The 18306-nt window shown below is 50.4% G+C and carries 16 protein-coding genes; 15 read left to right on the top strand and 1 reads right to left on the bottom strand.

Going from position 1 to position 18306, the window contains the following annotated elements:
• Window position 1: 1 nt before the first annotated feature.
• From priA to spoVM, 10 genes are all read left to right on the top strand, one after another.
• Window positions 2-2548: a primosomal protein N' gene (gene priA / locus GRF59_RS16060; RefSeq protein WP_160498720.1), complete on the top strand. Its 2547-nt coding sequence runs from the start codon at window positions 2-4 to the stop codon at window positions 2546-2548.
• 92 nt (window positions 2549-2640) lie between these two features.
• Entirely contained in the window at window positions 2641-3123 is a 483-nt protein-coding gene (gene def, locus GRF59_RS16055) for a peptide deformylase (protein ID WP_160498719.1), read from the top strand.
• Window positions 3124-3129: 6 nt separating this feature from the next.
• Window positions 3130-4062, top strand: a complete 933-nt coding sequence (fmt, locus tag GRF59_RS16050) for a methionyl-tRNA formyltransferase (RefSeq protein ID WP_160498718.1) — start codon at window positions 3130-3132, stop codon at window positions 4060-4062.
• Window positions 4059-5432, top strand: a complete 1374-nt coding sequence (rsmB, locus tag GRF59_RS16045; protein WP_160498717.1) for a 16S rRNA (cytosine(967)-C(5))-methyltransferase RsmB — start codon at window positions 4059-4061, stop codon at window positions 5430-5432. Before fmt ends, rsmB begins: the two co-directional genes overlap by 4 nt.
• A gap of 156 nt (window positions 5433-5588) precedes the next feature.
• Complete coding sequence (gene rlmN, locus GRF59_RS16040) at window positions 5589-6629, top strand: dual-specificity RNA methyltransferase RlmN (protein WP_160498716.1); 1041 nt, start codon at window positions 5589-5591, stop codon at window positions 6627-6629.
• 7 nt (window positions 6630-6636) lie between these two features.
• Window positions 6637-7413, top strand: a complete 777-nt coding sequence (locus tag GRF59_RS16035) for a Stp1/IreP family PP2C-type Ser/Thr phosphatase (protein ID WP_160498715.1) — start codon at window positions 6637-6639, stop codon at window positions 7411-7413.
• The gene (gene pknB, locus GRF59_RS16030) at window positions 7410-9608 is read left to right on the top strand and encodes a Stk1 family PASTA domain-containing Ser/Thr kinase (RefSeq protein ID WP_160498714.1); all 2199 of its coding nucleotides are present in this window, start codon (window positions 7410-7412) and stop codon (window positions 9606-9608) included. The genes GRF59_RS16035 and pknB overlap by 4 nt, the downstream gene beginning before the upstream one ends.
• A gap of 54 nt (window positions 9609-9662) precedes the next feature.
• A complete protein-coding gene (rsgA, locus tag GRF59_RS16025) occupies window positions 9663-10580 on the top strand; it encodes a ribosome small subunit-dependent GTPase A (protein ID WP_160498713.1) in 918 nt (305 codons plus the stop codon).
• A 5-nt stretch (window positions 10581-10585) separates the two neighbouring features.
• A complete protein-coding gene (rpe, locus tag GRF59_RS16020; RefSeq protein WP_160498712.1) occupies window positions 10586-11248 on the top strand; it encodes a ribulose-phosphate 3-epimerase in 663 nt (220 codons plus the stop codon).
• A 175-nt stretch (window positions 11249-11423) separates the two neighbouring features.
• Window positions 11424-11504, top strand: coding sequence for a stage V sporulation protein SpoVM (spoVM, locus tag GRF59_RS16015; RefSeq protein WP_034273235.1), 81 nt, complete (start codon window positions 11424-11426; stop codon window positions 11502-11504).
• Window positions 11505-11857: 353 nt separating this feature from the next.
• Here spoVM and rpmB read toward each other — a convergent pair whose 3' ends face one another.
• A complete protein-coding gene (gene rpmB / locus GRF59_RS16010) occupies window positions 11858-12046 on the bottom strand; it encodes a 50S ribosomal protein L28 (protein ID WP_047910965.1) in 189 nt (62 codons plus the stop codon).
• A gap of 286 nt (window positions 12047-12332) precedes the next feature.
• Here rpmB and GRF59_RS16005 point away from each other — a divergent pair, with 286 nt between their 5' ends.
• The 5 genes from GRF59_RS16005 (at window position 12333) to GRF59_RS15985 (ending at window position 18232) form a co-directional block, all read left to right on the top strand.
• Window positions 12333-14138: a DAK2 domain-containing protein gene (locus tag GRF59_RS16005; RefSeq protein WP_160498711.1), complete on the top strand. Its 1806-nt coding sequence runs from the start codon at window positions 12333-12335 to the stop codon at window positions 14136-14138.
• 150 nt (window positions 14139-14288) lie between these two features.
• Window positions 14289-15146, top strand: coding sequence for a DegV family protein (locus tag GRF59_RS16000; RefSeq protein WP_160498710.1), 858 nt, complete (start codon window positions 14289-14291; stop codon window positions 15144-15146).
• Window positions 15147-15160: 14 nt separating this feature from the next.
• A complete protein-coding gene (recG, locus tag GRF59_RS15995; protein WP_160498709.1) occupies window positions 15161-17212 on the top strand; it encodes an ATP-dependent DNA helicase RecG in 2052 nt (683 codons plus the stop codon).
• 66 nt (window positions 17213-17278) lie between these two features.
• A complete protein-coding gene (locus GRF59_RS15990) occupies window positions 17279-17566 on the top strand; it encodes a stage VI sporulation protein F (RefSeq protein WP_160499116.1) in 288 nt (95 codons plus the stop codon).
• Between the two features lie 279 nt (window positions 17567-17845).
• Window positions 17846-18232: a cupredoxin domain-containing protein gene (locus GRF59_RS15985; protein WP_160498708.1), complete on the top strand. Its 387-nt coding sequence runs from the start codon at window positions 17846-17848 to the stop codon at window positions 18230-18232.
• The last annotated feature ends 74 nt before the right edge of the window (window positions 18233-18306 follow it).

Raw genomic sequence — 18306 nt, 5'->3', positions numbered from 1 at the left:
GATGCAGCCGCAAGTGGCCAAGGTCATCGTTGATGTGCCGGTAAAGGACACTGACCGCCCATTTGATTATCTTATCCCGGAATCCATGCGGGCGTGGATCGAGATAGGAAGCCGGGTCGGGGTGCCTTTCGGCCACAGGACGGTTCAAGGCTTTGTCGTGGGGCTGCAGGATGAACCTTCTACCGGAGGGATTCGCCTTAAAGCTATTCAAGAAGTATTGGATGTGGTTCCGCCGTTATCACCTGAGCTCGTGAAGCTGGCCGAATGGATGAGTCAAAAGTATGCCTGCCGTTTTATTACGGCGCTTCAGGTCATGGTTCCAACGGCGCTGAAAGGCAAGGCGGAACGTTATATCTCGCTTGGGGAAGCGTCTGAGCCTTCGCCGGATGAGGATGAGTACGCGGGATCGCTCGTACGGATTTCATCCGAGCCGACGGAAGAAGTCCGAACGATTACGACTTATGTCGGGCAAAAGGGAGAAGTTCCATTGCAGCAGCTGAGCCGTATTTTTCCTGACAGCGCGGATAACATCAAATCTTTGCTGCGCAAGGGGATACTTCAGGAGAATCAGTCTATTAAAGACAAGCTTCAAAAGAAGACGCTAAAGGCTGTCGATTTGGCCGTTGATGCGAACGAAGCAGAAGCCGCACTGGATGGATTCCCGGCTAAGGCACAGCGTCAGCGCGAGGTGCTGCAGTTTGTTCTCGAAATGAAGGATCTGCTTCCGCTGCCTCTAAAGGAAATCCTTACCTCGCTGCAGGTGTCGGCGGCTACGGTCAAGGGGTTAGCGGACAAGGGCTTTATCTCTATCGAAGACCTGGAAGTGTTTCGTGATCCGTACAGGGGCCGGCGCTTTAAGCCTTCAATGCCGCTGGAGCTGAATGATGAACAGAAGCATGCTTATGATCGCATCGTGGATACGCTAGATGCTTACAGTCATGGAGTTTTTCTTCTGCATGGCGTAACGGGCAGCGGAAAAACGGAGATTTATTTGCAAACGATACAGCATTGTATCGAACAGGGGCGGCAGGCTATCGTCCTGGTTCCGGAAATTGCCCTGACGCCACAGATGGTTGAGCGATTTAAAGGGCGCTTTGGCGACCAGGTTGCAGTGATGCACAGCCGGCTTTCCGGAGGTGAGCGTTACGATGAGTGGCGGAAAATCCGTGAAGGAAAAGTAACGGTGGCGATCGGTGCGCGTTCAGCAGTGTTTGCGCCTTTTGAACATATAGGACTTATCATTATGGATGAAGAGCATGAAACGTCATACAAGCAGGAGGAAAGTCCCAAGTACCATGCAAGGGATGTGGCGGTCAAACGGGCACAGCAGCAGGGTGCGGCCGTTATTTTAGGATCAGCGACGCCTTCATTGGAGAGTTACTATGCGTCTCGTTCCGTAGCCGATGAACAATTTGCGCCCATGTTACTGGAAATGAAGCACCGGGCGCTTGGGAACGAGCTTCCTGCGGTAGAGATCGTCGATATGCGTGAGGAACTGAAGGAAGGCAACCGCTCCATGTTCAGCCGTTCGCTTCACCAAGCCATTGAGGCGCGGCTCGAGCGGCAGGAGCAGACCGTTCTGCTTCTGAACCGGCGCGGATATTCGACCTTTGTGATGTGCCGCAGCTGCGGCTTCGTTGCGGGCTGTCCCGAATGTGACATCTCCTTGACTTATCATCAAAAATCGAATAATCTTCGCTGCCATTACTGTGGGTACGCAGAACCGGCGCCGGAGGTGTGCCCGGATTGCGGCAGTGAGCATATCCGGTATTTTGGGACGGGTACGCAGAGGGTGGAAGAAGAACTGGCCAAGCTATTTCCCGGTATCCGGGTCATTCGCATGGATGTCGACACAACCACGGAAAAAGGTTCGCATGAAAAACTGCTGAAGCAGTTCCGTGATAAGAAGGCGGACGTTTTGCTCGGAACGCAAATGGTTGCTAAAGGACTGGATTTTCCGGATGTGACGCTCGTTGGCGTCATTACTGCCGATTCGGCCCTGAATCTGCCTGATTTCCGCGCCGGGGAGAAAACCTTTCAGCTTCTGACGCAGGTAGCCGGGCGGGCGGGACGCCATCAGCTTCCGGGGGAAGTCATGATTCAGTCCTATACGCCGGACCACTACTCGATTATTCATGCCAGCGGTCATGATTATCTGGCCTTCGTCCGGGATGAACTGAAGCATCGCCGGAATCTTCATTATCCTCCATACTGCCGGCTCATCCTGGTTACGTTAACCCACGAACAGCTTCCTTTACTGGTTCGAATGGCTGAAAATATGGTCTCCGTGCTCCAGGGCAAAGCGAGACAGCGTGGTTGGTTCGGAAGCCTGGATAGACTAACGGCTGATGCTTTTGACGTGTTAGGACCGGTGGCATCGCCCATTCCGCGGATAAAAAATAGATACAGATTTCAATGTATGGTAAAATGGCGTGGGAATATCGATGCCGTGGGGCTGGTGCGGGAAGCGACCGAGCAGCTCGAGGATACGGCTCATAATCAAAAGCTTCAGATCAGTATTGACGTGGATCCGCAAATGCTAATGTAGTCCCGTCAAATGAAATGGAACTACGGATATAACCAAATACATGAGGATTACGCAAAATCCCGACATGAATACCACTTAAGGAAGGTGTCATCATGGCAATCCGCATTATCGTAAAAGAACCGGATGCAGTACTGCACAAAATAGCGAAAGAAGTAAAAGAGATTACACCAAACGTAAAAAAACTATTGAATGATATGGCTGAAACCATGTACGATGCGGAAGGCGTCGGTCTTGCCGCTCCTCAGGTCGGCATCCTGAAACGCCTCATCGTTGTTGATGTAGGTGATGACCACGGCTTGATTAAACTTGTAAATCCGGTGATCCTTGCCAAAGATGGAGAACAATTCGGTCCGGAAGGATGCCTTAGCATTCCCGGCATTAATGGGGATGTGCGCCGCGCCGAACAGGTTACGGTGAAGGGACTGGACGAGAACGGCAAAGAGGTGACCATTACGGGAACCGGACTGTTGTCACGCTGTTTCCAGCACGAAATTGATCATCTGGATGGCGTGTTGTTTACCGATATTGCCGAAAAAGTATACGAGTACGTACCTGAACGTCCCGGAAAGGAGTAATGCTTCATGAATATCGTGTTCATGGGGACGCCGGCTTTTGCGGTCCCCAGCCTGCGGATGCTTCTGGACGAAGGCTACAAGATTGTTGCAGTGGTAACCCAACCGGATCGGCCTCAAGGCCGCAAAAAGGTACTGACACCTACCCCGGTAAAAGAGGTTGCTTTGGAGCATGGAATTCCCGTCCTCCAACCGCAGCGCATGCGTAATCCCGAAGCTGTTGCGGAACTCGCGGCATATAAACCGGATCTGATCGTGACGGCGGCATATGGACAGATTCTCCCGAAAGCCGTTCTGGATCTGCCTGCCAACGGCTGCGTAAACGTTCATGGTTCGCTCCTTCCCCAATACAGAGGTGGTGCACCGATTCAGCGCTGCATCATTAACGGGGAGACCGAAACGGGCATCACCTTAATGTATATGGCTGAGGGACTGGATACGGGAGATATGATCGCCCAAGTGAAAGTTGCGATTGATGAGAATGATACTTCCGGCACGCTGTTCGAGAAGTTGAGCGTTGCCGGAGCTGCGCTGCTTAAAGAACAAATGCCGCGGTTGTCCGGTGGACGGCTTGAAGCTGAAGTGCAGGACGAGCAGCTGGCTACGTATGCGCCAAACTTGAAGCGAGAAGACGAGAAGATCGACTGGAATGCCTCGACCCGTGATATCTATAACCAAATCCGCGGTTTGGTTCCGTTTTCCGGCGCCTTTACCCTTTGGAATGGCGAAGTGTTCAAGGTATGGGCTTCTCAAAAGGCAGATAAAGCCTCCAAGGAAGCAGTCCCTGGTACAGTGCTTCAACTCGCAGCCCAAGGGATTGAGGTCAAAACAGGCGACGCCTCGCTCTGGCTGACCCGAATCCAGCCAAGCGGCAAAAAGCAGATGGATGCTGCTGAATTTGTCCGCGGTAATACCATGACTTCTGGAACGGTGCTCGAATGAGCGGAGGTCATCGCCAAAGCAATCTCCGGACGTCGGCGCGGGAGCTCGCCATGGACGTATTAACACGGGTGGAACAGGAAGGGGCTTACAGCAATCTGCAGTTGAATTCCGCTTTGCAGCGGGCTTCCCTTTCCAGAGAAGATACGGGCCTTGCTACAGAGTTGGTATACGGCACGGTCTCACGCCTTAACACCCTGGATTATTTTCTGGAACGTTTCGTAGCTAAAGGTCTGAAGAAGCTGCAGCCTTGGGTAAGGAGTTTGCTTCGGCTGAGCTTGTATCAAATGATGTACCTGGACCGGATTCCTCCGCATGCCGTGGTCAACGAAGCGGTCAATCTGGCGAAGCGCCGGGGACATCAAGGAATATCCGGAATGGTGAATGGGGTTCTGCGGAACATACTGCGAAACCGTGAGAAGCTGGTCCTTCCTGACGATCTCTTGCCGGCCGAACGTATCGCGCTTAAACATTCCCATCCGCGCTGGCTTGTGGAGCGCTGGATCAGCCAGTATGGCGAGGTTAAGGCTGAAGCGATTTGCTCAGCGAATAACGAGCCTCCTTCCGTAAGCGTCCGGGTCAATAGAACGATGATCAGCCGTGATGAAATGCTTAGCGAAATGAAAGAGACAGGACTTGACGCTGAGCCTTCAACACTTTCTCCGGAAGGGATTTTGGTTTACAGCGGCGGCAATATGGCACTGACGGATTGGTACCGTGACGGGCAAATTTCCGTTCAGGATGAAAGTTCCATGCTGGTAGGAGGTGCCGTCGGTCCGGCTCCTGGTATGAAGGTTCTGGACTGCTGCGCCGCACCGGGCGGCAAAACAGCCCATATGGCAGAGCTTATGAAAGATCAGGGCGAAATCATTGCCAATGATCTGCATGAGCATAAACGGAAGCTGATCGGTGAGCAGGCTGAGAGATTGGGCTTAGACAGCATCCATACCGTAACGGGCAATGCAATGGAACTGGTTCGGAATTATCCTGCCGGTTCATTCGACCGGATTTTGCTTGATGCTCCCTGTTCGGGCCTTGGCGTCATCCGCCGCAAGCCCGACCTGAAATGGACGAAAACGGCTGAGGACATCGGCGAAATCGCCAGTCTTCAGCGAGAACTGCTGGATTCTGTTTCTTCTTTGCTTCGTGTCGGAGGGATTCTGGTGTACAGTACCTGCACCATCGATCCTGAAGAAAATGAAGGAACGGTGCAGCATTTTCTGAAATCCCATCCCGATTTCCGTGTTGCGCAGGATTCCAGCGTAGAATGGGCCAAGCTACACGCAGACAACCAATGCGCTGGAGTGCAAATTCTGCCGCAGGACTATCACAGCGACGGGTTTTACATTGCCAGACTCGAGCGATTCTCCTAAACTATCGCAATACGACATGCAGTGAAACAGCTTAAATGATCCCGCTGGGCCTTTAGCTTTGGCGGGGTTTCTCTTTTACCGCTACTTTTATTTGTGTTAAAATAGGAAGAATGAGAAACAATATGCATATGAATGATAAAAGACAGGTGTGGTGAAATGAAGCCTTTTATATATGATTTGAACCTGGATGACCTCCAGGAATGGGCCAAGGAAAATGGGGAACCCGCATTTCGCGGCGGGCAGATCTTTGACTGGCTCTACGTGAAAAGAGTAGGCAGTTTTCAGGAAATGACGAACTTATCCAAGGAGCTTCGCCAGAAGCTTGAAGATCAGTTTGAGTTCGTAACTCTGAACGAGATTACCAAGCTGGAGTCGAAGGACGGAACGGTGAAGTTCCTGTTCGGTCTACATGACGAGCATGCCATCGAGACGGTAATCATGAAACATAGCTACGGAAACAGCATCTGCGTGACAACACAGGTAGGCTGCCGGATCGGATGCACGTTCTGCGCCTCAACCCTCGGTGGGCTCAAGCGGAATCTGACGGCCGGTGAAATCGTTGCACAGGTGGTTCAATCCCAAAAGATATTGGATGAGAGAGGGGAACGCGTCAGCAGCATAGTCATCATGGGCTCGGGTGAGCCATTCGAAAACTATGAAGCTACGATGAAATTCCTTCGCATTATGATCCATGAAAAGGGCCTTAACATTGGCCAGCGCCATATTACCGTATCCACAAGCGGCATTGTTCCGAATATTTATAAATTCGCGAATGAGGACACCCAGATTAATCTGGCCATCTCCATTCATGCTCCGAATGATATGCTGCGTTCCAAGCTCATGCCGGTGAATCGCCGCTATCCTTTTGAGGATGTCATGGAGGCACTCCGCTTCTACCTGGCAAAAACGGGCCGCCGCATCACCTTTGAATACGCCTTGATCGGAGGAGTGAACGACCAGCCTGAGCATGCGGCCGAGCTGGCAAGCGTTCTGAAGGACATGCTCTGCCATGTCAATTTGATTCCGGTTAACCATGTGCCTGAACGTAAATACGTTCGCACATCGCGCAATGATATTTTCAAGTTTCAGAAAGTACTCGCAGAAAACGGCGTGAATGTAACGATCCGTCGTGAACAAGGCCACGATATCGCGGCTGCATGCGGACAACTGCGTGCCAAGCATATGGAGTTGAGGTGAGGGGAACTTGATCAAAACAGTTCATGCCAGTAATATCGGGCGGGTTCGATCGGTAAACGAGGATTCAGTCTGGATTGGGCAGCTGCCGCAAGGATATACCATCGGCATCGTTGCTGACGGTATGGGCGGCCATCAGGCTGGCGATACCGCGAGCAGGCTTGCCGTGGATACCATTGCGGGAGATCTGTCTGCACTGGAAGAGGGCATGTCCGCCGAAGGCATAAGCGCAGCAGTCAGTGATGCTATTCTGCATGCCAACGACGTCATTTACAGCGAAGCATCCAAAAATGAAAAATATCACAACATGGGAACGACGGTTGAGGTGCTACTGCTGCAAGACGTGTCCGGTATTATCGGACATATCGGAGACAGTCGGGCTTATAAAATCGTGAATGGTGAAGCCATTCAGCTTACGGAAGACCATACACTGGTCAATGAGCTGTTTAAAAGCGGCCAGATCAGTCTTGAGGAAATGAAAACCCATCCGCGCCGCAATGTGATTATGCGCGCTTTGGGCACCGATCCCGAGGTATCTGTCGATTTGTATCCTGTCACACTATCTGCCGGGGAAGTACTCCTTTTGTGCAGCGATGGACTTAGCAGTCTGGTTAGCGGCGAGCATATTGCCCAAATATCCGGAATGCGGGACGTTCCGCTGGATGAAAGGGCGGACCGACTTCTGCAGCTGGCACTTCTCGCCGGAGGCGATGACAACATTACTGTCGCCCTGTTTGAACTTCAAGACGAAGTCGCTGGGCAAAGTATAAAGGAGTGGGATTCATGATCGGACACGAATTGGGCGGCCGTTATGAAATTATTGAACGTATTGGCGGCGGCGGGATGGCTCTGGTCTACAAAGCGCATGATTTGCTGCTCGGCCGGAATGTCGCTGTCAAGGTGCTGCGCCAGCAGTTTGTGCACGATGAGGAGTTTATACGCCGCTTCCGCCGGGAGGCGCAGTCGGCTGCTTCGCTCTCGCACCCGAACGTTGTCAGCATTTATGATGTGGGTCAGGAAGACGAAGTGCATTATATCGTCATGGAGTACGTGGAAGGGCACAATCTGAACGAAATCATCAAGGAACGGGCACCATTGCAGGTCGACGAGGCGGTTCGGATCGCTTCACAGATTTGCGATGCGCTGGATCATGCCCATCAGAATCAGATCATTCATAGGGATATCAAACCCCACAATATACTGATTGGACGCAACGGCAGAGTCAAAGTGACGGATTTCGGGATCGCCCGGGCCGTAACTTCTACGACGATTACTCAAACAGGCTCCGTAGTCGGCTCCGTGCATTATTTTTCTCCTGAACATGCCAAAGGCGTGGTCACGGGAGAAAAATCGGATTTATATTCTCTTGGTATTGTATTGTATCAAATGCTAACGGCACGTCTTCCTTTTCTTGGGGAAAGCCCGATCAGTGTGGCGCTGAAGCATCTACAGGAGGAATTCGAGGAACCGCGTGAAGTGAATCCCCTCATTCCCCAGAGCGTGGAAAATATTATTCTCAAATCCATGCGGAAAAATCCGCAGGAGCGTTATCAGAGCGCAAAGGAAATGCTGCATGATCTGGAAACCTGCCTGCTGCCGGAGCGAAGAAATGAGAAGAAAATAGATTTTGCGGATATCGACGACGAGGATCGCACCCGTGTTATTCCGGCGATTAAGCCTCAGCATATCGGGGCTAGCCCTGTCAGATCAAGGCCTGTGGCGGCAGCTGCAGCTGTTGATGAAGACCGTGACGAACGGCCTGAAGCAGCGGCCAAACCGAAAAAGTCTTGGGGAAGGCCTGCGCTGTGGATCGGCCTGACGCTCTTTCTTCTTCTTGCGATGGGGGGACTGGCTTGGTACGTCAACCACAAGCTTGTCGTTCCGAACGTGACGGTGCCAAACGTCGTAGCCAAGACGGAAGCCGATGCCCGCAAAGAGCTCGGTGCGCTTGGCCTTGAAGTGGATGAAAACGTGATTCGGAAATTCAAGCCGGATTATCCCGAAGGCGTCGTCTATGAGCAGAGCAAACCGGAAGGGACCGAGGTAAAGAAAGGTTCGACCATTCAGCTTTCGGTAGTTGCAGCCAAGCCTCTGATCCCAATGACGGATGTCAAGGGTTCTTCCTTTGAGGACGCGGTAAAAGCTTTGGTCGGTAAAGGATTTAAAGAAGACAACATCAAGCAGAAGTCTGAATTCAGCGATAAACCTGTGAATCAAGTCATCTCCCAGGATCCGGGTGCGAATACCGACGTGGATCCGGATACGGCTCAGGTTACTTTAACCGTCAGCAAAGGGCAGGAACAGGTGAAAATGCCGAACCTCCTCGATTTAACCCAGGATAAAGCAGTTCAGAAGCTGAAATCGAACGGATTCACTGCAGATCCGATTATTGAGCAAGAAGGAAGCTATACCGTCGAAAAAGGCATTGTAATGAAACAGTGGCCTTTCGATCCGGGAACGGATGCCGAACCGGGAAAAACGATCACGCTGACCGTCAGCTCGGGATATCCGTCTGATGCACTGAAATACACGTATAATTTGCCTGTGGCCCCGACCGTCGAAGGGGAGAACAGTAAAATCAGTATTGAATACAGCGATGCCCGTACAAGCGGCCAAAGCAAGGTATGGGGGACGAAAACCATTAAATCGACGCAGGTATTCCCTGTAGACCTGGTGCTTTCGCCAACCATGAACGGGATTGTTACCGTCAAACGTGATGGACAGATCTTCGACACTTACACGGTAACCTATGAAGACGCCAAGAATGGCACGGTACCCGCGATAACTCTTCCGGATAACAGCGGCGGCGATCCGGGATCGCAAGACGGTAACGGAGATGGAAACGAAGACAACGGAGATAACGGAGATAACAATGATACAACCGGCTTTAACTTCCCGGGTAAAGGCAATAAGAATAATCATGGCAATCCGGGAAAAGGGAAGAAAAATAGCGAAACAGTAATATACAAGCAAAACCACTAAAGGTTCGAACCATTCAACTTGTGAACCTGTCGGAGAAAGTGAGGCCTTTCATGTATGCCTGAAGGAGTGATCGTGAAGGCGTTAAGCGGATACTATTACGTCAAGCCGCTCGAAAACGGGATGGCAGCTTCTGGAGGCGGGGACGGCATCCAGTGCAGAGCACGCGGTATTTTTAAGAAAAAGGGCGTAACTCCGCTGGTTGGGGATCATATTATCTATTCCCACACGGAAAACGGGGAGGGCATGGTAGATGAAATACTGCCACGCAGCTCCGAGCTTATCCGTCCTCCCGTGGCCAACGTAGACTTGGCCGTTCTGGTATTTTCGGTCCGTGAACCCGAGCTTAACTTGCAGTTGCTGGACAAATTCTTGGTTCACATCGAGCACTCGGGGCTGGATACGGTCATTTGCTTGACCAAGCAGGATCTTCTGTCGGTAGAAGACCCCCGTGAAGATCCAGCAGCTGTGGTAAAAGAACTGTATGAAAATATCGGTTACCAGGTCATCGTATCAAGTTCGCGCTTAGGGCTGGGAACGGATCTGCTGCAGGAAAGGTTGAAAGGTCAAATCAGCGTCTTTTCCGGCCAGTCCGGTGTAGGCAAGTCCTCGCTACTGAATCGGCTGGTTCCCGGCCTTGCGCTCGAAACCAGCGCGATTAGCATGAGGCTGGGCCGGGGCAAGCACACGACACGTCATGTGGAGCTGATTGAGCTGGAGCAGGGTGGATTTGTTGCCGATACGCCTGGCTTCAGCCAGCTCGATTTCCTGGAGCTCGGGGTAGAAGAGCTGTCCACATGTTTCAGGGAATTCGCCTCGTATGCGGATCAATGCAAATTCCGTGGTTGCAGCCACACTCATGAACCGGGCTGCAAAGTATTAAAGGCAGTGGAAGAAGGAAAGATTGCAGCGAGCCGCTACGAACATTATGTGCTGTTCTTAACCGAAATGAAAGATAAGAAGCGGAGGTATTAACGGAAATGATTAAAATAGCGCCATCGATATTGTCGGCAGATTTCGCCCGATTGGGCCAGGAAATTTCGGAAGTGGAAGCCGCGGGAGCCGACTGGATCCACGTGGACGTCATGGATGGGCATTTTGTGCCGAACATTACGCTGGGACCGCCTATCGTGAGTGCCATTAAACCGCACACGAGCCTGCCTCTGGATGTTCATCTGATGATCGAGCATCCGGAACAATATATCGCTGACTTTGCTAAAGCTGGCGCGAATATGATTACTGTTCATGCTGAAGCCTGCATCCATCTGCACCGGGTCATTCACTTGATTAAGGAACACGGTGTGCAAGCAGGCGTCGTCATCAATCCGGCAACGCCAGCATCTGCCATTCGGGAGATTTTAGGCGATATCGATATGGTTCTCATTATGACGGTTAACCCGGGCTTTGGCGGTCAAGCATTCATTCCGAATGCGGTTCATAAGATACGTCAGGTGCGTCAGTGGCTGAACGAAGCCTCTCTCTTTGATGTTCATATCGAGGTAGATGGCGGTATTACGAGCGAGACGGCTCCTTTGGTTGTAGAAGCCGGGGCTGATGTACTCGTTGCAGGCAGCGCCGTGTTTGGCCAAAAGGACCGCCAAGCAGCGATTCGGGCGATCCGCGCGAGCGTTCAGAACGGATAAAGATATTGGGCGGGCTTCACTTGTCTGCCTGAGTCATAGGTCGCGCATTTTGCGCATACATTGGTTACATGAGCAAGGTTCTCATGTAACCTTTTTTTGTCCGTTTTCTGTAGCAAACACGCTCAGGCATACCATACGCGATGACATGAGAATGATGGGGAGGGTGGAATGGAATATGAAATTTTACACATTTAAGCTGCCAAAGTTTTTGGGAGGATTCGTAAAAGCCATTTTGAACACATTTCATAAAAGCTGAATACTCCTTATGGTATGCCGCTTAGTGCAAAAAACCTCTGACGCAGGCGGCATGAAACCCCACCGAACAGGAACAAAGGCATTAAAAAAAGCACCTGCTGAAAACAAGGTGCTTTTTGCTTATATGCTATTCTTAAGATATAAGAATGTGTAAACGTCCAGAGGCAATTTCTTAAGATTATAGAATCTGTAAGTCCGGTAGGAGCTGAAGAATTCTATAATCGCAAGAAAAACGGCCTCTAAAAGCGATCTGTCTACTCTGAAAGTTCGTCTAAGACGTTTTTCTTATAGCGCAAGAGAAAAACTCCCGCGTAAAACGCGGTCTTTCTACTCTGTAAGTAAAAGTTTTCCTGATTATACGCGGGTAACTTTACCAGCTTTGAGCGCACGAGTGCTCACATAAACGCGCTTCGGTTTGCCGTCAACAAGAATACGAACTTTTTGCACGTTCACACCCCAAGAACGACGGTTACGGTTGTTAGCGTGGGATACGTGGTTACCGCTTCCTGGCTTCTTGCCAGTCACATAACATTTGCGAGACATAGATTACACCTCCTTGTTCCAAACACCTGCATAAAACAATACTTGTATATAATATCACAGCAAAAAATGCTTCGTCAACCGCCCTTCAAAAACATTTATTTCTGGAGCTTCTTATAGTACAATGATGAATAGTCCATAATGGTTTATTATGGAGTGTTCATATGTTTAATATAAGGATATCGCAAAAAATTAATTTAGAACGCAAGTGGCGAAACGAAAACGTAATTGATACGTATGTATATGGACGCCAGTGGCTATAGGATCAAGCTAGGAAGGGGATTTATCATTGAGTAAGCGTTCTTTGAATGGGACAGATTTCACCTCTATGGTTTTGGCCGGAGCGGAGCAGCTGCAGCAGCATGCTGAGCATGTCAATTCTTTAAATGTTTTTCCGGTTCCGGACGGTGATACCGGGACGAACATGAACTTGACGATGAGTGCGGGTGTGACTGAATTAAAACGAAATAATTCCGAATCGATTGGACACAGCGCAGGTGTGTTGTCCAAAGGACTGTTGATGGGGGCACGCGGCAATTCCGGCGTGATTACGTCGCAGCTGTTCCGCGGATTCGGACGTTATGCTGCGCCTTACACTGAACTGAATGCTATGCAATTTGCTTCTGCTCTGCAAACCGGCGTGGATGCTGCATATAAAGCCGTTGTGAAGCCGGTTGAGGGTACAATTCTGACGGTAGCCAAAGAGGCTGCCAAACATGCCTTGTTTTATGCCCGTCGGACAAATGATATTACTGAATTGATGGAGCAGGTGCTGCTTAAGGCACAGGAAACACTTTCCCAAACTCCTGATATGCTCCCTGTATTAAAGCAGGTCGGCGTAGTGGACTCAGGGGGACAAGGGCTGGTTTATATTTATGAAGGTTTCCTTCGCTACCTCCAGGGAATGCAGGCAGCGCCTGAATACTCGTCTCGGCCAGCAGATAGACAAGCATACAACGTAAATCATCAGGAAACGGCTTCTGCCGGTGTGGTGGAATCCGCAGCTCCTGTATTTATGGACCGGCCTGAGCTTGCACAATCGAAAATAGAAACAGAAGACATTGAATTCCTGTACGATATGGAATTTTTTATTAACCGGCAGCTTGGAGGCGTGGGCACAGCGCATTTTGATGAGGATCAATTCAGGAAAGCGTTATCATTGAATGGCGATTCCATTATTATTATTGCCGATGATGAGCTGATCAAAGTGCATGTACATTCCAAGGCTCCGGGCGAGGTGCTGAATCTTGCTCTCCGTTATGGCGAGATCACCCAGATTCATATTCTGAACATGCGTGAACAGCACCGCGATTTGCTGACAACCGGTTTGGATATTGCGCCAATGCCCGAACTTTTTGCTGAAATGCCTGTCGATCCGATCGAGCATTCACGCGAGCAGGCTCCTGCAACGCCGCCGGCAGACGAAATGGCTCCGTACGGGTTTATCGCGGTAGCTTCCGGTCAGGGTATTGCGGACATTTTCAAAAGTCTCGGCGTGGATGCAGTGCTTTCCGGCGGTCAGACCATGAATCCGAGCACCGAGGATTTTGTTAATGCGATTGGCTCCATATCGGCGCAGCACATCTATATTTTGCCGAACAATTCCAATATTGTACTTGCCGCACAACAAGCTGCAGAGCTTCTTGAAGGCGAGCGCAGCGTTACGGTGATTCCAAGCAAGAGCATTCCGCAAGGTATTGCTGCCGCTTTCGCATTCTCCGAGGAGGAAATGCAGGACATCAATACCGATAATATGATGGAGGCCATCGCGCATATCAAGTCAGGCCAGGTGACTTATGCGGTACGTGATACCCAGATTGATAATCTGGATATCAAGGCTGGACAATACATCGGCATTGAGAACTCGAAGATTGTTGCAGCGGCAGAAGGGCTACTGGGCTCGTGCCAGGAACTTTTGTCCAAGATGCTTGTGAGCGGGGACGAGATCGTAACCGTACTTGCCGGTGAAGAAACGCAAAACGAGATGACGGCTGAATTGGCGGATTGGCTTGCGGAGAATTATCCGAACGCAGAAGTGGAAGTACACCAAGGCGGGCAGCCGGTATATTATTATATTTTTTCGGTAGAGTCCTAGCCTACAACATCAATGAAGTCTTTAGATAAAAATGAATGAAGGGAAAGACGGATATTTTCACTAAACCAATAGTATGATGGATTTATGATACCAGCGGAACTGACCTTCATTCATTTTAAATAGTTAAATCAGTCAAAGGAGGCCACTCGCATGACTCATGCGGTAATTGTGACCGACAGCACCGCTGACATACCGGAAGAGCTGGTCAGCAAATATGATATTCACGTCGTGCCGCTTCGCTTGATGTTTGGCGAAGAAACCTTCCAGGACGGCGTAGATATTTCAGCTGAGGTGTTCTACAAACGGCTTGTCCAGTCGGAACAGCTGCCTACGACGTCGCAGGCTTCTCCTGCCGATTATATGCATGTGTATCAGGACATTATGACCATGCATCCTGGCAGTCCGATTATTTCCATCCATATATCATCGGGATTGAGCGGAACGTATCAATCTGCAGTCCTTGCCAAATCACTGATGGAGGACCCGCCGGAAATTACGGTGGTAGACTCCAGATCGGCTTCCTATGGTTTTGGACTGCTGGTTGTCCATGCGGCCCGGTTAGCGTTGGAAGGTAAGAACGCGGATGAGATCCTTTCATCCGTGGAACAGATGCGTCAACAGCGCAAGCTCTATTTTCTGGTGGATACATTGGAATATTTGCAAAAAGGCGGGCGGATCGGCAAAGCGGCAGCCATCATTGGCAACCTGCTGAACATCAAGCCGATTCTGTCCATCGACGATGAAGGCATCATTTATGCGGTGGAAAAGGTCAGAGGCCGCAAAAAGGCAATAGCCCGCATGATTGAACGGTTCCAGGAGGATCTGGGCAGTATTCAAAACATTAACGTGGCAGTAGGTCATACGGCAGACCCGGCTTCAGCCGATCCGGTACTGGAAGAGCTATCCCGGCATTACAGTCTGGGAGAAGTCGTGCTCACCAATGTCGGTCCGGTTGTCGGCAGTCATGTTGGACCCGGGACCCTGGCTGTATTTATATGGCCAACTTAAAATGAGGGATGGAAATGAGTCTTAGTTTGAATCAAATTTCAATCCGTCAGGTGCGCGGCGTGAGTGCTCTCAAAGAAGGAGAGCTTCACGCCTTTGGCATCTCTACGGTTAAAGATTTACTTGAGTATTATCCTTTTCGTTACGAGGATTATCGCCTGCGTTCACTCAGCGAAGTCAAGGATGGGGATAAAGTCACCATCCAAGCCAAAATTATGGGCATTCCCGTACTGCAGCGTTACGGGCGGAAATCCAGGCTAAGTTGCAAAATGATGGCTGAGCAGTGGATGTTTACGGCTACCTGGTTCAACCGTCACTTTCTGCGTGATCAATTAACGAGCGGCAGGGAGATCGTTCTCGTGGGCAAGTGGGATCAGCGCAGAATGCAGATGACGGTGTCCGAATCGGAGTTTCCGGACCAGGGCGCTTGGCGAAGCGGAACGCTGCAGCCGGTATATTCCATCGGAGGCAAAATCACGCAGTCGTGGATGCGCAAGACATTGGGACAGGCACTCACCCAATATGGTGAAATGATCCCGGAGATCCTTCCGCAAACGATTATGCAAAAATACCATTTTATGCCGCGCAAGCAGGCGATTGCTACCATCCATCAACCGAATGATACGCGGGAAGGGCAGCTGGGGCGTGAACGCATGGTTTACGAGGAGCTGTTCCTTTTCCAACTGAAAATGCAGGCTTACCGGGCCTTAAACCGCAGACGAATGGATGGAATCGTGCATACGGTGGACAACAAGACCATGAGGGAATTTGTGCGAAGTTTGCCTTTTGAGCTGACGGATGCGCAGAAAAAGGTGGAACTTGAGATTTTGCAGGATATGCGGTCCCCCTACTGTATGAATCGGCTGTTACAGGGGGATGTAGGATCAGGTAAGACCGTGATTGCAGCCATTGCTCTGTATGGTGCGGTACGTTCCGGTTTTCAGGGGGCTCTGATGGTACCGACTGAAATCCTTGCCGAGCAGCATATGCGCTCTTTGCAAAAGCTGTTTGAGCCATTTGGCATATCGGTAGGCTTGCTGACAGGAAGCGTAAATGGGCGCAAGCGAAAAGATCTGCTGGCATCGCTGCAAATGGGCATGATCGACATTGTGGTGGGAACGCATGCTTTGATACAGGAGGATGTATTCTTCCGGCAGCTGGGTCTTGTGGTGACGGATGAACAGCACCGGTTTGGTGTCAATCAACGCAGCATATTACGGCGAAAAGGCTATAACCCGGACGTGCTGACGATGACGGCTACGCCTATCCCACGGACGCTGGCAATTACAGCTTTCGGGGATATGGACGTCTCGACGTTATCCGAACGCCCGAAGGGCCGGATTCCGATCACGACCTATTGGGTCAAGCATGACATGATGGATCGCGTGCTTGGTTTTATTTCCAAGGAAATAGACCAGGGAAGACAAGCTTATTTGATTTGTCCTTTAATCGAGGAGTCCGAAAAGCTGGATGTACAAAACGCGATTGACTTGCATATTCAGATGCAGCAGGCTTTCCCAAAATACCGGATCGGTTTGCTGCATGGCCGGATGACTCCTGCGGAAAAGGAAGAAGTCATGCGGGCCTTCAATGAAAATGAAGTGCAGCTGCTCGTGTCCACCACGGTTGTGGAAGTAGGTGTAGATGTGCCGAATGCGACGCTCATGGTCATCATGGATGCAGACCGTTTCGGCTTGTCGCAGCTGCATCAGCTGCGTGGGAGGGTAGGACGCGGACAACATGCATCCTATTGCGTGCTCATCGCGGATCCTAAGTCTGAAGTCGGTCAAGAACGGATGAATGTCATGACGGAGACGGATGACGGCTTTGAGGTGTCCCGCCGGGATTTGGAGCTTAGAGGGCCCGGGGATTTTTTCGGAACGAAGCAAAGCGGACTCCCGGAATTCCGTCTGGCGGATATGGTCAGCGACTTTGCCGTACTGGAGAAGGCAAGGGATGATGCATCGCAGCTAGTGGGAGAAAGTGAATTTTGGACCTCTCAGACTTATGGCGCGCTCAGGGATTTTCTGCAGCAGGAACAGATTTTTCAGGGAGATTTGGTAGATTAGGCACATGGGACAGGCACCACGTCATATACTTAGTTGAATTGGAATTTGACGGGAGGTGCCAATGTTTTGGGTTATCAGCAGTATGGAATCAGTCCTGCGTTAGTAGCCAGAATTAAGCAAAAAATGAAGACTCCAGCGACCAAGGAACGGGTAAAGGGAATTATTGAGGGCGTCAGCAAATTTGATCTGCAGGATCCGGCAAAGGTTCAGCGCCTGGTCAAATCGGCGGCGGGAGTATTAAAAGAGCCTTTAACACAAGCCGAAGAACAGCAGATCGTTCGTTTTGTGGTGGCTCAGCGGATTGATCCGAATAATACATTTCATTTAATTAAGCTTTGGGGCATGTTCCGGTAGTGCTGGAGATAAACCATAGCAATACGATTTGGGTGACCTTTTGAGGAATACCGTATCCGGTATTTCCCTGAAAGGTCTTTTTTTTATGCAGGAAGCTTGCATAGTTCGTCTGCTACTGGTCAAAAATAATACAGGTGAAGGGAAGACATCTTACGGTTGAAGTGCTGCTGCCGGGTAAGTCGAATGGATCAAGTGTACATCAGAATTTGATTAGCATGAGGTCAATTGGTTTAAGTAATACGTGTTACATTCATTATTATTTTACTGGGAGGTCTAGACATGAAGAAATGGATGACATTGGGGTTAACTTTGTTGTTGGTATTTGCGCTCAGCGCTTGCGGCAGCAAGACCAATAGCAACACATCGGGCAATACGTCTTCTTCGGGCGGCACAAGCGCTGGAGGAACTCAGGAGATCAAAGTTACGGCGACCAACTTCCAATTTGAGCCTGCGGAGATCAAAGTTAAAAAGGGCGATAAAGTGAAAATTACGCTTGAAAATAAAGAAGGCGCTCACGGTCTCGAAATTTCCGATTTCAACGTGAACCTGCAAAAAGATGGTTCCGCTGAGTTTACGGCTGATAAAGCCGGGGAACATGAATTTCATTGCTCCGTAATGTGCGGCGCCGGCCATGACAGCATGGTTGGTAAAATCATTGTAGAATAACCGGCTTCACATACACGCTAAGGACAGCAAAAATACCGCCTGTTGCAACCTCCTATGAGGGAACAATAAGCGGT

It is taken from the genome of Paenibacillus dendrobii (assembly GCF_009807035.1).
GTDB classification, from domain to species: Bacteria; Bacillota; Bacilli; order Paenibacillales; family Paenibacillaceae; genus Paenibacillus_AQ; species Paenibacillus_AQ dendrobii.
Note: the sequence above shows the minus strand (reverse complement) of the source record. Positions and strands in the feature narration are given on the sequence as shown.

What these genes read in the sequence shown, in the direction of transcription:
- rsgA (WP_160498713.1), top strand. Translation starts at nt 9,663, where the DNA reads ATGCCTGAAGGAGTGATCGTGAAGGCGTTAAGCGGATACTATTACGTC.
- rpe (WP_160498712.1), top strand. Translation starts at nt 10,586, where the DNA reads ATGATTAAAATAGCGCCATCGATATTGTCGGCAGATTTCGCCCGATTG.
- rlmN (WP_160498716.1), top strand. Translation starts at nt 5,589, where the DNA reads ATGAAGCCTTTTATATATGATTTGAACCTGGATGACCTCCAGGAATGG.
- rpmB (WP_047910965.1), bottom strand. Translation starts at nt 12,046, where the DNA reads ATGTCTCGCAAATGTTATGTGACTGGCAAGAAGCCAGGAAGCGGTAAC.
- spoVM (WP_034273235.1), top strand. Translation starts at nt 11,424, where the DNA reads ATGAAATTTTACACATTTAAGCTGCCAAAGTTTTTGGGAGGATTCGTA.
- rsmB (WP_160498717.1), top strand. Translation starts at nt 4,059, where the DNA reads ATGAGCGGAGGTCATCGCCAAAGCAATCTCCGGACGTCGGCGCGGGAG.
- GRF59_RS15985 (WP_160498708.1), top strand. Translation starts at nt 17,846, where the DNA reads ATGAAGAAATGGATGACATTGGGGTTAACTTTGTTGTTGGTATTTGCG.
- pknB (WP_160498714.1), top strand. Translation starts at nt 7,410, where the DNA reads ATGATCGGACACGAATTGGGCGGCCGTTATGAAATTATTGAACGTATT.
- def (WP_160498719.1), top strand. Translation starts at nt 2,641, where the DNA reads ATGGCAATCCGCATTATCGTAAAAGAACCGGATGCAGTACTGCACAAA.
- GRF59_RS16000 (WP_160498710.1), top strand. Translation starts at nt 14,289, where the DNA reads ATGACTCATGCGGTAATTGTGACCGACAGCACCGCTGACATACCGGAA.
- fmt (WP_160498718.1), top strand. Translation starts at nt 3,130, where the DNA reads ATGAATATCGTGTTCATGGGGACGCCGGCTTTTGCGGTCCCCAGCCTG.
- priA (WP_160498720.1), top strand. Translation starts at nt 2, where the DNA reads ATGCAGCCGCAAGTGGCCAAGGTCATCGTTGATGTGCCGGTAAAGGAC.
- recG (WP_160498709.1), top strand. Translation starts at nt 15,161, where the DNA reads ATGAGTCTTAGTTTGAATCAAATTTCAATCCGTCAGGTGCGCGGCGTG.